The organism is Burkholderia sp. BCC1985 (assembly GCF_905339915.1).
Lineage (GTDB): Bacteria > Pseudomonadota > Gammaproteobacteria > Burkholderiales > Burkholderiaceae > Burkholderia.
In genome coordinates this window covers 1-14,410 of record NZ_CAJPGY010000058.1, presented here as the reverse complement: position 1 = coordinate 14,410, position 14,410 = coordinate 1, and the positions used below count along the sequence as shown (strand labels likewise).

The window sequence follows — 14,410 nt, the reverse complement described above, 5'->3', positions numbered from 1 at the left end:
TGCAGCGCCGTTCGCGCGTGACGCGGTGGCGCGAGTAGGGCAGGAAGGGGGAGAAGCGGAGAAAGAAGCAGCAGGCCGCGCATGCACCGATGCACATGCGGCCTGCCCGGCCGGAGCGCGTATCGGCTACGCGCCCCGGCGTCGAACGAAGCGACTTACTTGTCGTCGCCCTTGATCTGCGGCAGCGCCGACGCTTCACCCGGCGTCAGCAGGCCGACTTGCGAATACACGCGCAGCTTGTCGCGCGTATCGGTGATGTCGAGGTTGCGCATCGTCAGCTGGCCGATCCGGTCGCGCGGCGAGAACGTCGACGCCACCTTTTCCATCGACAGGCGTTCCGGCTGATACGTGAGGTTCGGCGACTTCGTGCTCAGGATCGAGTAGTCGTTGCCGCGGCGCAGTTCGATCTTCACTTCGCCGGTGATCGCGCGCGCGACCCAGCGCTGCGCCGTTTCGCGCAGCATGATCGCTTGCGGGTCGAACCAGCGGCCCTGGTACAGCAGGCGGCCGAGACGGCGGCCGTTCTCGCGGTACTGCTCGATCGTGTCTTCGTTGTGGATGCCGGTGACGAGACGCTCGTATGCGATGTACAGCAGCGCGAGGCCCGGGGCTTCGTAGATGCCGCGGCTCTTCGCCTCGATGATGCGGTTCTCGATCTGGTCGCTCATGCCGAGGCCGTGGCGGCCGCCGATGCGGTTCGCTTCCAGCAGCAGCTCGACCTGGTCCTTGAACTCGACGCCGTTCAGCGCGACCGGCTGGCCGGCTTCGAAGCGCACCGTCACTTCCTCGGCGGCGATCTTCACGTCGTCACGCCAGAACGCGACGCCCATGATCGGGTTCACGATCTTGATGCCGCTTTCGAGGCTTTCGAGGTCCTTCGCTTCGTGCGTCGCGCCGAGCAGGTTCGAGTCGGTCGAATACGCCTTCTCGGCCGACATCTTGTATGCGAAGCCGGCCTGGTTCATGAATTCGGACATTTCGGCACGGCCGCCGAGTTCGTCGATGAACGTCTGGTCGAGCCACGGCTTGTAGATCTTCAGATCCGGGTTCACGAGCAGGCCGTAGCGGTAGAAACGCTCGATGTCGTTGCCCTTGTACGTGCTGCCGTCGCCCCAGATGTTGACGCCGTCTTCCTTCATCGCGGCGACGAGCATCGTGCCCGTCACGGCGCGGCCGATCGGCGTCGTGTTGAAGTACGTGACGCCCGCGGTCGTGATGTGGAACGCGCCGCTTTGCAGCGCGGCGATGCCTTCGGCGACGAGCTGCGCGCGGCAGTCGATCAGGCGGGCGCCGGCTGCGCCGTATTCGATCGCGCGTTTCGGGATCGCGTCGTAATCGTCTTCGTCGGGCTGGCCGAGGTTCGCCGTGTATGCGTACGGGACGGCGCCCTTCAGTTTCATCCAGTGCAGCGCGGCGCTGGTGTCCAGGCCGCCGGAGAAGGCGATACCGACCTTCTGGCCGGTCGGGAGGCTTTCGAGAATCGTGCTCATAGGAATTACCGTGGATTGAAGCCGGTGGGATCGTATTTCGCGGAATATGCGAGTATCGGCTGTCCGGGAAGTTGGGGCAAGACCTGATTTTCGCGCCAATACGTCTTCGGGCCTGTCGCGACGGGCCTGACGGGCGGTTAACCGGCCGGAGAATCCGGCGCGAAACGGCCTCGGACGGCGGTCGAAACTGGCGAAGGCGCGCCGGCGCGCACGCCCGATTGCCGGGGCCAGATCGGTCGGCCGGTGCGGCATCCGCGCTCAGGATGCCGGGCCACCTTTATGAAAGGCTAATGAAAGATGCCCTGAGGCACCCCGGCGTCCGCCGGCCTTCGAATCGTCAAAGCTCCAGGTTCAGATATTCCACGCCTGCGCGGTATCGAGCAGTTTCTCGCGCAACTGATCCACTTCGCCGGCCAGCTTGGCCGTGATCGACACGTAGCCCGACAACTGCGCCGGCGGGGCGTCGTGCGGCGGCTCGGCCGGCCGGCGGCGCGGTGCGAGCCGGCTCGGCGTGCCGAACTTGAGCGCGCGGCTCGCGCCGACGAGCGTGTCGCGGATGCGCCGGTTCATCGCCTTCATCTCGATGCGCATGTATTCGCGTGCGGCGAGGTCGTCGCGGGCCGGCACCGTGCTCGACAGGATCTCCAGGTAGCCGATGCACAGGCGCAGGCCGCGCTGGATCGCCTCGAGCTGCGTGACCGGGATGTCGCATTCCTTCGACACCGACGGCATCAGCGAGCGCAGCTGCACCAGCAGCGTGCTCAGCGCGGCCATTTCCTTCAGGTGCGCGTCGTCGCTCACGTGGCGGTCGCCCGCGAGCCGCGCATGCACGGCCGCGCACGCGCGCAGCGCGTCGGCGAGCTTGTAGCGCCACGAGTAGGTCGCATAGAGCGGCAGCGCGAACGAGAACGCCAGCGCGATCGCGATGCCGGTCAGCACGTTCACCGCGCGCCACAGGCCGTCGACGATCTCGTTGTCGCCGTGGCCGGCCACGATCACCATCGTGATCGCCGACAGCAGCGCGATGTAGCCGGCCTTGCCGATCGCGTGATACGCGCAGAGCCCGCACGCGATCGCCATCAGCAGGTAGATCGCGAGCGGCGCGTGCAGGACGGAGTAGAGCAGGATCAGCCCGAGCCCCGCGAGCGCGCCGATCGACGTGCCGAGCGCGCGCTCGGCCGCCTTCTTGCGGATGTTGCCGTGGTGCTGCAGCCCGCCGACGACGATCAGCACGGTGATCGTCGACCATTCGCCGTGCGGCACGCGCAGCCCGGTGGACAAGGCGATCGACACGAGAATCGCGAGCGCGACGCGCGCCGCATGGATCAGCTTCGCGTGCCGGTAGCGGCGGTACGGGTCCAGCAGGGGACGGAGCGCGTGGCGCAGGAGCGGCGGGAATCGGGCAGGGAGCTGGGCGGTCATGACGGAGCGGGGGTGGCCGGCGGGTGGCCGGAATGCGCGGGCAGCCTGCGCGGGCGGGCCGGCGCGGCGGCGCACGCGCAGCTGACGTAACGCTAGCCGAACGTGCGCGGGCTGTCCACGGCGGCGCGGCGCGGGTGCCGCCGGCTGCCGCGTCACGCGTCGGCCGTATTCACCTCGGCGTTCGACACGCGATTGCGGCCGCCTGACTTCGCGTGGTACAGCGCCGCGTCGGCCTGCCGCAGCAGCGTCGCGGCGTTGACGCGCCCGCCGGCGCTGGTCGCGGCGCCGATGCTCGCCGTCACGTGCCCGTACGGGCTGCGGACGTGCGCGATATCGAGCCCGGCGATCGCACGGCGGATCGCTTCGGCGACGGTCGCCGCGCCCTGCGCGTCGGTGTCGGGCAGCGTGACGACGAATTCCTCGCCGCCGTAGCGCGCGACGTGGTCGCTGTCGCGGCGCAGGCAGCGCGACGCGGATTGCGCGACGCGGCGCAGCACGTCGTCGCCGGCGAGGTGGCCGTAGTAGTCGTTGAACGCCTTGAAATGATCGACGTCGACGAACAGCACCGACAGCGGCCGGCCGCTGCGCGACGCGCGCTGCGCCTCCTTCGCGAGCACGGCATCGAACGTGCCGCGGTTGTCGAGCCCGGTCAGCGAATCGGTATGCGCGAGCCGGTACAGATTCAACTTGGTGACCTGCCGGCGCTCGAGTTCGCGCGACAGCGCGAGCGAGCCTCCCAGGATGAACACGGTAAACAGGCCCATCAGCACGGCGGTCCAGATCGCGCGATGGCGCCACGGCGCGTAGATGTCGATCTCGGCGGGCGCGACGTCGACGATCAGCGGCAGATGCGCGAGATGCTTGTAGACGTAGATGCGCCGCACGTCGTCGATCGCGCCCACGCCCGTCAGCACGCCTTCGCTGCTGCGCTGCGCCTTGATGAAGAGCGGGGAGTGGTGGAGGTCGAGGCCGACCACGCGCGGATCGTACGGCAGGCGCGAGACGAGCGCGCCGTTGTCCTCGACGATCGCCGCGCTGCCGTGCTGGCCGACCGCGAGCCCGTCGAGCAGCGCGCGGAAGTAGCCGATGTTGAGCGTGCCGACGACGATTCCGCCGAAGCGGCCGTCGGCCAGCGTGATCCGGCGGCTGAGCGCGATCGTCAGCGCGCCGCCGCGCAGCCGGGACGCATAGGGCCGGCTGATATAGAGGCCCTGCACGAGCCGGTCGCGATGCACGGTGAAATACTCGCGGTCGGCGAAATTGCCTTGTCGCGGCGGCGATGCGGCCGAATCGATCACGATATTGCCGTGCGGATCCATCACGAAAATGGCGCCGAGATACGCGCCGGTCGCGGCGCGGTCGAACAGCAGCCGGTGACGCTGGCGCGGCGGCAATGCCGTCAGTTCCGGATCGGCGAGCCCGTCGACGACGTTTTGCAGCGAAAGATCATACAGTTCGATATTGCGGGAAATATCGCGCTCGATCAGCAGCATCAGGTTGCGCGCATTTTCGACCGCATGGTCATACGCGTCGTGGCGTGCCTCGATTAAAAGCGACGTCGAGAGTCCCCAGCTGAACAGCAGCAGCACGACGCCGGCGACGAGCACGCCGCGGGGCGACAGTATGCGTGCCACGGCCGTCGCGGTATGACGGCGCAGCGTAGCGAGCGGCGTGGGTGGCATCATCCTCGGGGCAGGCGGCGGATATGTGCGTCGTCGACGATTCCGCGCTCTGATTAATTCGCATTAGTCGGCATTATCTCGCGAATTCCCGAAATTCGCCGCTCGATGCAAAACATGCATGCGCCAATCCGATTCGGAACGATTACGCATCATTACCGTGAGCGGCGGTGTTCGTGTCGATTTGAATCGCGATTATGGGTGGCCGGTATTTTGTCTGATTATTAGGGTATATCGAGCGATTTTGTCGTTTTAATACAGGATCGGGCTATTGCGCCGGCGCGATTGCGTATTGGGCGGGGAGGTGCACCGTCGCGGCTCACCCCGCGTCGGCATGCGGCGCCGGGGCGTCCGGACCCGAGCGGTTCCGACGGCGAATCAGGTAGAATCCGCGCTTCGCCGCTGGCGCCCGGCGCGCAACGCGTATCGGGGCCGCATCGAATGCATCGCAGCAGGCGGCGCGACGCGCCCCGACCCCGCATGCGCCGGCCCCGGATGCCGGCCCGCTCAACGTTCGTCTCGTTTATGTCCGCAATTCCGAATTCCGACCAACCCGGTTCGTCCGCGAACCCACCCAAGCTTCATCGCGCGCTGAAGGCGCGCCATCTGACGATGATCGCCATCGGCGGCTCGATCGGCACGGGCCTGTTCGTCGCGTCCGGCGCGTCGATCTCGCAGGCCGGCCCCGGCGGCGCGATGGTCGCGTACATGCTGATCGGCCTGATGGTCTATTTCCTGATGACGAGCCTCGGCGAAATGGCGGCGTTCATGCCGGTGTCGGGCTCGTTCGCGACCTACGGCGCGAAATACGTCGACGAAGGCTTCGGCTTCGCGCTCGGCTGGAACTACTGGTACAACTGGGCCGTGACGATCGCGGTCGAGCTGGTCGCCGCGCAGCTCGTGATGCACTACTGGTTCCCGGACGTGCCGGGCGTCTGGTGGAGCGCCGCGTTCCTCGGCGTGATGTTCCTGCTCAACGCGCTGACCGTGCGCGGCTTCGGGGAAGCCGAATACTGGTTCGCGCTGATCAAGGTCGTCACCGTGGTCGCGTTCATCGGCGTCGGCCTGCTGATGATCTTCGGCATTCTGAAGGGTGCGCCGGGCAACGGCTGGGGCAACCTGACGATCGGCGATGCGCCGTTCGCGGGCGGCCTGCCGGCGCTGATGGGCGTCGCGATGATCGCGGGCTTCTCGTTCCAGGGCACCGAGTTGATCGGCGTCGCGGCCGGCGAATCGGAGAACCCGCGCACGACGATCCCGCGCGCGGTGCGTCAGGTGTTCTGGCGGATCCTGCTGTTCTACGTGCTGGCGATCTTCGTGATCGGCGTGCTGATTCCCTACACCGACCCGAACCTGCTGAAGAGCGACGTGACCGACATCGGCGTGAGCCCGTTTACGCTCGTGTTCCGCCACGCGGGCCTCGCGTTCGCGGCCGGCGTGATGAACGCGGTGATCCTGACGGCCGTGCTGTCGGCCGGCAACTCGGGCATGTACGCGTCGACCCGGATGCTCTACAACCTCGCGACGGAAGGCCGTGCGCCGAGGCTGTTCGCGAAGCTGTCGCCGGGCGGCGTGCCGCGCAACGCGCTGTACGCGACGACCGCCGTCGGCGCGCTGTGCTTCTTCACGTCGCTGTACGGCGACAAGACGGTGTACCTGTGGCTGCTGAACACGTCGGGGATGACGGGTTTCATTGCGTGGCTCGGCATCGCGATCAGCCACTACCGGTTCCGCAAGGGCTACGTGAAGCAGGGCTACGCGGTCGACCAGCTGCCGTACCAGTCGAAGTGGTTTCCGTTCGGCCCGCTGTTCGCGTTCGTGCTGTGTCTCGTGATCGCGCTCGGCCAGGACTACCAGGCGTTTCTCGCGAACCGGATCGACTGGGCGGGCGTGGCCGCGACCTACGTCGGCATTCCGCTGTTCCTCGTCGTGTGGCTCGGCTACCGGCTCCTGAACAAGAGCCGCTTCGTGCGCTACGAGGACATGGAGATCGCGCCGTGGGCGGCCGCGAACCGCAGCGCGCAGCTGCAGCGCGTGGAGAACCGCGAAACCGTCGGCTGATGCCGGTGCGGCCACCGGCCGCGTGGTGCGCGACGAAAACGGGAAGCCCGCGGGCTTCCCGTTTTTCGTTGGGGCGTCCGGGGCGACGCGGTGTGCCGCCGACGTCGGTAGCCGACGCGTGCGTCGGTCCCCGATGCCGTTCCAGCCGGCGCCGAACCCGCTTTTTTTGTCGGCTTTGCGCTGCACGGGGTCAAAGCCGGTTATATTTCCCGACCCTACCGGGCCACGGCCCGGTCGGCGCGACGAGCGCGGCGCGGATCGGGCATCCGGCGCGCGCCCGTTGCGGCGGCCGGCGGCGCCCGGCGTTTCCATCGTTCCGCCGCGGCCGGCCCGGCCCGCGGAGCGCGCAATCCAGAGGAATCCATGAGCGCATCACCCGCCGAGCGGAAGGCCGGACCCGTTTCCATCGTGCGAATCGAAGCCGCGATCAATGCGTGGCGCGAAGTGTATCCGCCGGCGCCGGACGGCGAGGACGGCTACGCGCTCGACGCCGGCAGCAACTGCCTGGCCGAGCTGTACGGCACGATGATCTGCTATCGGCTGCCGGACGTGCCGCTCGACTCGCTGAGCGACGCGCAGCGCGATGCGCTGTACGCGACCGAGGCATGACGCGCGGTCGGGACGCTGCCGCGACGCGGCGTCGATGAAGCAACGGGAAGCCTGGCGGCTTCCCGTTTTGCTTTGAGGCTTTGCGGCTTTGCGCGGTGCGCCGCCCGCGAGGGCGGGCGCGGCGCGGCTCGCGCCGGTATCGGCGCGGGCTGAGGTATCGTCATGGCATCGGGAGCAGGCGCTCGCGGGACGACCGGCGCGGCACGTGTGTGCGCGGGGCCGAATGAACGTCCGTGGCCTGTCCGGGAGGGTTCGAACATGGAGTTGAGACACCTCCGCTACTTCGTCGCGGTTGCCGAGGAGCGGAATTTCACGCGCGCGGCCGAGCGCCTGCACATCGCGCAGCCGCCGCTCAGCCGGCAGATCCAGCAGCTCGAGGACGCACTCGGCGTGCCGCTGTTCGAGCGCAACGCGCGGCCGCTGAAGCTGACCGACGCGGGGCGGTTCTTCTATTCGCACGCGGTGCAGCTGCTCGCGCAGACCACCGAGCTCGAATCGATGACGAAGCGGGTCGGCAAGATCGAGCGCAGCATGTCGGTCGGCTTCGTCGGCTCGACGCTGTACGGGATGCTGCCGAAGATCATCCGGCGCTTTCGCAGCGAGTATCCGGCCGTCGAGCTGAGCCTGCACGAGATGTCGACGATGGACCAGATCAAGGCGCTGAAGGAAGGGCGCATCGACGTGGGCTTCGGGCGCATCCGTCACGAGGATCCGAGCGTGCGGCGCGTCGTGCTGCGCGAGGAGCGGATGATCGTCGCGCTGCCGGTCGGTCACGTGCTCGACGGCGCGAAACCCGTGCTGTCGCTGCACGATCTCGTGAACGACACGCTGATCATCTTCCCGAAGGCGCCGCGGCCGAGCTATGCGGACCAGGTGCTCGCGGCATTCCACGATCGCGCGCTGCAGCCGCGCAAGATCTACGAGACGCGCGAACTGCAGATCGCGCTCGGGCTCGTCGCGATGGGCGAAGGCGTGTCGGTCGTGCCGCACAGCGTGTACGGGCTGAAGCGCGACGACATCAGCTACAAGCCGCTCGACGATCCGAAACTCGTGTCGCCGATCATCATGAGCATGCGGATGCTCGACGAATCGGAGGACATCCGCGCGATGCAGGCGCTGATCTACCGGCTGTACGACGAGTCGCAGATGGAGTATCTGCCGCCGCAGCCCGAATGAGCGCGCGGGCGGTGGGGGCTTGCTTGACGCCGCGCGCGTCGGCGGGCCACCAGTCGGCATTCTGCGGTCCGCCCGCGTGCGGCCGCCTTCATGCAGCCTTCATGCAGACGATGACATGCACATGACTGAAATCGTGACCGAGGAGACCTGGGTCGAGACGCCGCAAGGGCGTCTCTTCGCGAAGCGCTGGCGCGGTGTGCCTGCGCAGGCGACGGCCGCGACCGGGCCGGCCGCGCCTGTGCAGGCCGCACCTATGCCGGCCGCGCCTATGCCGGCCGCGCCGATCGTGCTGCTGCACGATTCGCTCGGCTGTGTCGAACTTTGGCGCGACTTCCCCGCGCAACTCGCGCGCGCCACGCAACGCGACGTGATTGCATACGACCGGCTGGGCTTTGGCCGGTCCGACCGCCATCCGGGACAGCTCGGCACGACGTTCGTGCGCGACGAGGCCGATCAGGGCTTCCGCGCGCTGCTCGAACGGTTCGGCATCGATGCGTTCGTGGCGTTCGGGCACAGCGTCGGCGGCGGCATGGCGGTCGGCTGCGCGGCTGCGTATCCCGCGCGTTGCCGCGCGCTGGTGACGGTCGCCGCGCAGGCGTTCGTCGAGGATCGCACGCTCGACGGCATTCGCGAGGCGGGGCAGCAGTTCGACGCGCCCGGCCAGCTCGAGCGGCTCGTGCGCTATCACGGCGACAAGGCCGAATGGGTGTTGCGTGCGTGGGTCGGCACGTGGCTGTCGCCGGCGTTTCGCGGCTGGAGCCTCGACGACGCGCTGCCGCGCGTGCGCTGCGCGACGCTCGCGATTCACGGCGAGCAGGACGAATACGGGTCGGACGTGCATCCGAAGCGGATCGCCGCGCGCGTCGCGGGGCCGTCGTCGTTCCTGCTGCTCGACGGATGCGGACACATGCCGCATCGCGAGCGGAGCGGCGACGTGCTCGCGGCCGTGGCGACGTTCCTGCGCGGCGCGCTCGCCTGAACGGCCGGGCGCAGGCGCGCAATGCGACCGGCGGGCCGAGCCCGCCGGCGCTCAGAACGACAGCTGGATCGCGAGATCGAGCGCGAGAATCGCGATCGAGCAGCCGATGCCGAGGACCACGTTCGGCAACCGGTGTTCGAAGTCGCGATTGTCGCGGCGCATCGCGGCGCCGAGCAGGAAGATCGCCTCGACGACGATCTGCAGCCCGACGAACAGCAGCATCAGCAGGTACTCGTAACCCATCTGCTTGAACGCGGCGAATTGCATCCCGTGATCGCGGATCCATTGGCCGACGCGCAGCAGTTCGTAGACGAACAGCAAGGCGGGAAACAGGTAGCTGATGAAATACGTCGGCGCCGTGGCGTGCCGTAGTTCGAGGTGGAAGTGCTGATGCATGGTAGCCATCACGAAGCCCTCCTTGCAAACGCATGATTGCGGTCGCGACGGCGGCGCGACGACGTGCGGACTAAGGGATTGCCCGAGGCATCGTGCGGGGCCGTACGACATCAGCATACTGCTGCGCGGAAGATTTGGCATCCCGTGCGTGCATGCGTTGTAAAAATCCCGGCGCATCGCGCGAAGCGTGCAGCGGTCTTCGCTCGCGGAGCGCGACGCGTCGGCCGGTTGCGTGTCGCCCGCGTTGCCGGGCAGCAGCGATTCCGGATGGTGTTCCAGATCGCAGGCCAGCGCGCAGCGCGCCCGGCGTGCGCGTGAATTGCGTGAGCGCCGTGAACGTTCGATGCGCACGCACCTTCCTGCCCGAGCGTCGCCTCGGCGGCCGCTCAGCCTTTCGCTTGCGCGCCTTCGACGAACAGCTTCGCGACCGACCGGAATTCCCGCTTAAGCGACAACCCCGGCACGGTCAGCCAGCGCAGCATCGCCGCGAGATACAGATGATGGAACCACGTGGCGAGCTGGTCGGCCGCCAGCGCCGGGCTCAGTTCGCCCGCCTGCTGTCCGGCCGCGATCAGCTGCTGCCACACGAGCGCGATGCCGCTGCCGCCGTCCTTCCCGCTTTCCGCTTCCGTCACGCCGATGCTCAGGAACCGATGCCGCAGGTACGCGAGCAGGTACACCGGGTGCTGCTCGCACCACGCGGCCGACGCGTCGAGCACGCAGGCGATCCGCGACGCGAAGGTCTTCCGCCGTGCGACGTCGCGCTGCAGGTGCGCGAGGTCGCGCGCGAGTTTGCCTTCGAGCCAGTGCGCGAGCACGGCTTCCTTCGTCGGAAAGTGGTTGTACAGCGTTCGTTTCGCGACATCGGCCTGCGCGGCGATCTGCTCCATCGTCACGGCATCGTAGCCATGCACATCGAACAGGCGGGCGCCGGTGTCGGCGAGATGCGCGAGCATCTGGATGCGCTTGCGTGCGCGGCGGCCCGGATCGTCGGTCGTCGTCGGCATGGTTCGGTATCGAATGAAAGTGCACGAATTGCATTAGTATACGACGTGCATTTTTATGAATCCACTCGCCTGCATCGTGCAGGGGGAGTCCACGCATGAAGCTCGTCATCGTCACTTACGGCACCGAAGGCGACACGCGTCCGCTCGCGGCGCTCGGCCGTGCGCTGCTGGATGCGGGCCACGAGGTCCGGTTGCTGGCCGACGCCGCGACGCTCGGTTCGGCCGCCGCGCTCGGGGTGCCGTGCGCGCCGTTGTCCGGCGATATCCGCGCGGCGATCGCGCCGGATGGCGCGTTGTCGGACGCGGTGCGCGGGCGCGGCGGCTTCAACGACACGTCGAAGGCGCTCGCGGCGATCGCGAATGCGAACACGGCGGCATGGATGCGCGAAGTCGCGGCCGCGTCGGCCGGTTGCGATGCGATCCTGGTGTCGGGGCTGGCGTCGTTCGTCGGGCTGTCGGTCGCCGAGTATCGCGGCGTGCCGGCGATCGGCACGGGGATGATTCCGATCACGCCGACCGCGGCGTTCGCGTCGCCGTTCCTGCCGCCCGGCAAGGTGCCGCGCTGGCTGAATCGCGCGAGCCATCGGCTCGTGAACGCGCTGCTGTGGCACGCGTTCAGGAACGCGACCAATGCAGCGCGCGCCAGCGTGTGCGGCCTGCCGGCGCGCCGGCACGTCTGGACCGATCATCCGATGCTGTACGGCGTGTCGCCCGTGCTGCTGTCCGATCCGGCCGACTGGCCGTCGCACGTGCAGGCCTGCGGTCAGTGGCACGCCGACGCGCCGGCGTGGACGCCGCCGCCCGCGCTGGCGACCTTTCTCGGCGCGGGCGATCCGCCCGTGTACATCGGCTTCGGCAGCATGGCCGGGTTCGATCGCGCCGCGATGGTCGGCGCGCTGCTGCAGGCGCTCGACGGCCGGCGCGCGCTGTTCCATCCGGGCTGGAGCGGCATCGATGCGTCGATGCTGCCGGCGCACGTGTGCGTGATCGGCGAGACGCCGCACGACCGGTTGTTTCCGCATGTATCGATGGCGATCCACCACGGCGGATCGGGTACCACGCATTCGGCCGCGCGGGCGGGCATTCCGTCGGTCGTCGTGCCGTTCGCGGGCGATCAGTTCTTCTGGGCGAACCGGCTGCAACGGCTCGGTGTGGCCGGTGCGCCGGTGTCGGGCCGGCGCATGGACGCCGCCGCGCTCGCACGCGCGATCGCGTTCGCGGCGCATGCCGACACGCAGGCGCGCGCCGCCGAACTCGGTGTGCGGATCGCACGGGAGGACGGGGTGCGGCGGGCGGTCGGCGCGATCGAGCGCTGGGGGCGGCCCGGCATGCGGTGAACGCGCCGGCGCCGCTTCAGAAATGCCCGGTGAACCGGTAGCGGCTGCCCGGGTGCCACAGATTGGCCACCGACGCGACCATCCCCTGCGACCACGTGCGCCGATGCAGCAGCAGGCAGGGCTCGCGTTCGTCCATCGTCAGGTGGCGGCGCGTTTGCGCATCGGGCATCGCGGCCTCGATCCGGTATTCGACCCGCTGCAGCGGCGCGACGCGCGTGAGGTACTGGTTCGGCGTCGTCGTCGTGAAGTCCTGCAGTGCGTATTCGGGCGCGCAGGACGGATTGACCCAGCGTTCCTCGAGCTGCACCGGCGTGTCGTTCTCGAAGTGCAGCACGCGTGAATGGAAGATCGGGCTGCCGGCGTCGAGCCGCAGCTCGTCGGCGAGCTTCGCGTCGGCGATGGCCGCGCCGACCTCCAGCACCTGCGCGCGATACCCATGGCCGCGCGCGGCGACTTCGTCCGAGATGCTGCGGATCGCCACCAGCGTCGATTCGTATTTCGGCGACGCGACATACGTGCCCGAGCCGCGCGTGCGCGTGAGCACCTGCTCGGCCGTCAGTTCGCGCAGCGCGCGGTTGACCGTCATCCGCGCGACGTTGAATTCGCGCGCGAGCTCGTTTTCCGACGGCACCTGGTCGCCTTCCGCCCACTCGCCCGCATGAATGCGCGCGAGGATGAAGTCCTTGATTTCCTGATAGATCGGTGTGGTCATTGCATTGCTGTTCGAGAGACGGCGGCCGCGTGCCGTCGCGCGCGGGCCTTCGTGCGGTGTCCGGGCGGAGTGTACCGGGTTCGACGCCGCGCGGGCCCGACTGTGGGCCCGGGATTCGGGTTATTCCGGCCCGCGTCCGGCGCGCCGGCCAAGGACCCGCGGGGCCCGTACGGGCCGCGGCCGCCGCGCCGGCGAGCCGGCAAACGAAAAGTATAGACAAATGCATGGGCGGCGACGATGGGCCGAATCCGCACCGAAACCAGGGGTTCAGCTTCATGTAAGGTGTAGCGAATTGAAATATAAGGAAAATTCGCTCAGGTAAACAATCCGCCGACAATTAGAGATAAACACGGATTGCTGGCAGTGACCTGAAAAAGGCAAAGTTGTATGTACAACTTGGAGAGTCGTCTGACGGATGACCTCCCGGTTGGAAGGGTTCGCGGCGGCGACGCCCGACGGGACCCGTGCCCAGTTCGCCTATGACAGGAACGCCATGAAGAAACTCGCGCTCAGTATTGCCCTTGCCTGCCTCGCGGTCGGTGCCCACGCCAAGGATTGGTCGACGATCCGGTTCGGCGTCGACGCCAGCTATCCGCCGTTCGAATCGAAGGATGCAAGCGGCAAGGTCGTCGGCTTCGACGTCGATCTCGGCAACGAGATCTGCGCGCGCCTGAAGGCGAAGTGCGTGTGGATCGAGAACGACTTCGACGGGATGATCCCGGCGCTGAAGGCGAAGAAGTTCGACGGCGTGCTGTCGTCGATGTCGATGACGTCGGCGCGTGCCGAGCAGATCGCGTTCTCCGACAAGCTGTTCAACACGCCGACGCGCCTCGTCGCGAAGAAGGGCGCGAACCTGCAGCCGACGGCCGAATCGCTGAAGGGCAAGTCGGTCGGCGTCGAGCAGGGCACGATCCAGGAAACCTACGCGAAGGCCTACTGGGCGCCGAAGGGCGTGCAGGTCGTGCCTTACCAGAACCAGGACGGCGTGTACCAGGACCTGATGTCCGGCCGCCTCGACGCCGCGCTGCAGGACGCGGTGCAGGCCGATATCGGCTTCCTGAAGACACCGCGCGGCGCGAGCTTCGAATTCGCCGGCAAGGACATCGACGATCCGAAGACGCTCGGCAACGGCGCCGGCATCGGCCTGCGCAAGGACGACGCCGACCTGAAGGCGAAGATCGACCATGCGATCGCCGACATGATCAAGGACGGCACCTACAAGAAGCTCGAGAAGAAGTACTTCGCATTCGACGTGTACGGCGGCTGACGCCTTCGCGGCGCGCACCGGCCGTGGCGCGCGCCGCCCGCTTCGCGTGATGCCGCTGGCTTGATGAGCAGACGGCATCAGGTAGTGCGCAGAACTCGTTTGATGCGCGGTTAATGGCTATTGACAATCCAGCCACATCGTTCTGGATCCCTTATATGATCTTCCAAGGATTTGGCCCGCTGTTGTGGGCCGGCACGGTCGAGACCGTGAAGCTCGCGGTGCTGTCGCTTGCCGCGTCGCTGATACTGGGCCTCGCGGGCGCGGCAGCGAAACTC

At 67.8% G+C, this 14,410-nt stretch carries 12 protein-coding genes and 1 pseudogene; 7 read left to right on the top strand and 6 right to left on the bottom strand.

Annotated elements, in window-relative coordinates:
- Positions 1–155: 155 nt before the first annotated feature.
- The 3 genes from argG to U4Z31_RS33555 all read right to left on the bottom strand — a co-directional run bounded on the left by argG (position 156) and on the right by U4Z31_RS33555 (position 4,597).
- Positions 156–1,490 carry an argininosuccinate synthase gene (gene argG / locus U4Z31_RS33565; RefSeq protein ID WP_044848086.1) on the bottom strand — a complete coding sequence of 445 codons (1,335 nt, stop codon included), beginning with the start codon at positions 1,488–1,490 and terminating at the stop codon, positions 156–158.
- A gap of 351 nt (positions 1,491–1,841) precedes the next feature.
- Positions 1,842–2,912 (bottom strand): FUSC family protein, encoded by a 1,071-nt coding sequence (locus tag U4Z31_RS33560; protein WP_321812632.1) that lies wholly within the window; start codon positions 2,910–2,912, stop codon positions 1,842–1,844.
- Between the two features lie 152 nt (positions 2,913–3,064).
- The gene (locus U4Z31_RS33555) at positions 3,065–4,597 is read right to left on the bottom strand and encodes a diguanylate cyclase (RefSeq protein ID WP_415750323.1); all 1,533 of its coding nucleotides are present in this window, start codon (positions 4,595–4,597) and stop codon (positions 3,065–3,067) included.
- Between the two features lie 519 nt (positions 4,598–5,116).
- On the opposite strand from U4Z31_RS33555, the gene U4Z31_RS33550 reads away from it, so the two are divergent.
- The 4 genes from U4Z31_RS33550 (at position 5,117) to U4Z31_RS33535 (ending at position 9,416) form a co-directional block, all read left to right on the top strand.
- Complete coding sequence (locus U4Z31_RS33550; protein WP_124488802.1) at positions 5,117–6,652, top strand: amino acid permease; 1,536 nt, start codon at positions 5,117–5,119, stop codon at positions 6,650–6,652.
- A 363-nt stretch (positions 6,653–7,015) separates the two neighbouring features.
- Complete coding sequence (locus U4Z31_RS33545; protein ID WP_044848083.1) at positions 7,016–7,261, top strand: DUF3717 domain-containing protein; 246 nt, start codon at positions 7,016–7,018, stop codon at positions 7,259–7,261.
- Positions 7,262–7,519: 258 nt separating this feature from the next.
- Positions 7,520–8,437 (top strand): LysR family transcriptional regulator, encoded by a 918-nt coding sequence (locus U4Z31_RS33540; protein WP_044848082.1) that lies wholly within the window; start codon positions 7,520–7,522, stop codon positions 8,435–8,437.
- A gap of 121 nt (positions 8,438–8,558) precedes the next feature.
- Positions 8,559–9,416, top strand: coding sequence for an alpha/beta hydrolase (locus U4Z31_RS33535; RefSeq protein ID WP_321812630.1), 858 nt, complete (start codon positions 8,559–8,561; stop codon positions 9,414–9,416).
- Between the two features lie 51 nt (positions 9,417–9,467).
- Here the strand turns inward: U4Z31_RS33535 and U4Z31_RS33530 are convergent, their stop codons facing one another.
- Together U4Z31_RS33530 and U4Z31_RS33525 are read right to left on the bottom strand one after the other, a co-directional pair.
- Positions 9,468–9,821, bottom strand: a complete 354-nt coding sequence (locus tag U4Z31_RS33530) for a hypothetical protein (RefSeq protein ID WP_044848115.1) — start codon at positions 9,819–9,821, stop codon at positions 9,468–9,470.
- 377 nt (positions 9,822–10,198) lie between these two features.
- On the bottom strand, positions 10,199–10,819 hold the full coding sequence (locus U4Z31_RS33525; protein ID WP_321812629.1) for a TetR/AcrR family transcriptional regulator: 621 nt from the start codon (positions 10,817–10,819) through the stop codon (positions 10,199–10,201).
- Positions 10,820–10,914: 95 nt separating this feature from the next.
- Between U4Z31_RS33525 and U4Z31_RS33520 the strand changes: the two genes are divergently transcribed.
- Positions 10,915–12,156 (top strand): glycosyltransferase, encoded by a 1,242-nt coding sequence (locus U4Z31_RS33520; RefSeq protein ID WP_321812628.1) that lies wholly within the window; start codon positions 10,915–10,917, stop codon positions 12,154–12,156.
- A 16-nt stretch (positions 12,157–12,172) separates the two neighbouring features.
- Here the strand turns inward: U4Z31_RS33520 and hutC are convergent, their stop codons facing one another.
- Positions 12,173–12,868 carry a histidine utilization repressor gene (hutC, locus tag U4Z31_RS33515; RefSeq protein WP_257770787.1) on the bottom strand — a complete coding sequence of 232 codons (696 nt, stop codon included), beginning with the start codon at positions 12,866–12,868 and terminating at the stop codon, positions 12,173–12,175.
- Between the two features lie 493 nt (positions 12,869–13,361).
- Here hutC and U4Z31_RS33510 point away from each other — a divergent pair, with 493 nt between their 5' ends.
- Together U4Z31_RS33510 and U4Z31_RS33505 are read left to right on the top strand one after the other, a co-directional pair.
- A complete protein-coding gene (locus U4Z31_RS33510) occupies positions 13,362–14,135 on the top strand; it encodes an ABC transporter substrate-binding protein (protein ID WP_321812627.1) in 774 nt (257 codons plus the stop codon).
- Between the two features lie 155 nt (positions 14,136–14,290).
- Positions 14,291–14,410, top strand: a pseudogene (locus tag U4Z31_RS33505) (histidine ABC transporter permease); the annotation flags it as partial.

Bases quoted from the DNA above. Each gene is read 5' to 3' on its own strand.
- U4Z31_RS33550 (WP_124488802.1), top strand. From the start codon at position 5,117: ATGTCCGCAATTCCGAATTCCGACCAACCCGGTTCGTCCGCGAACCCA.
- U4Z31_RS33540 (WP_044848082.1), top strand. From the start codon at position 7,520: ATGGAGTTGAGACACCTCCGCTACTTCGTCGCGGTTGCCGAGGAGCGG.
- U4Z31_RS33530 (WP_044848115.1), bottom strand. From the start codon at position 9,821: ATGGCTACCATGCATCAGCACTTCCACCTCGAACTACGGCACGCCACG.
- argG (WP_044848086.1), bottom strand. From the start codon at position 1,490: ATGAGCACGATTCTCGAAAGCCTCCCGACCGGCCAGAAGGTCGGTATC.
- U4Z31_RS33560 (WP_321812632.1), bottom strand. From the start codon at position 2,912: ATGACCGCCCAGCTCCCTGCCCGATTCCCGCCGCTCCTGCGCCACGCG.
- hutC (WP_257770787.1), bottom strand. From the start codon at position 12,868: ATGACCACACCGATCTATCAGGAAATCAAGGACTTCATCCTCGCGCGC.
- U4Z31_RS33535 (WP_321812630.1), top strand. From the start codon at position 8,559: ATGACTGAAATCGTGACCGAGGAGACCTGGGTCGAGACGCCGCAAGGG.
- U4Z31_RS33545 (WP_044848083.1), top strand. From the start codon at position 7,016: ATGAGCGCATCACCCGCCGAGCGGAAGGCCGGACCCGTTTCCATCGTG.
- U4Z31_RS33555 (WP_415750323.1), bottom strand. From the start codon at position 4,597: ATGATGCCACCCACGCCGCTCGCTACGCTGCGCCGTCATACCGCGACG.
- U4Z31_RS33525 (WP_321812629.1), bottom strand. From the start codon at position 10,819: ATGCCGACGACGACCGACGATCCGGGCCGCCGCGCACGCAAGCGCATC.
- U4Z31_RS33510 (WP_321812627.1), top strand. From the start codon at position 13,362: ATGAAGAAACTCGCGCTCAGTATTGCCCTTGCCTGCCTCGCGGTCGGT.
- U4Z31_RS33520 (WP_321812628.1), top strand. From the start codon at position 10,915: ATGAAGCTCGTCATCGTCACTTACGGCACCGAAGGCGACACGCGTCCG.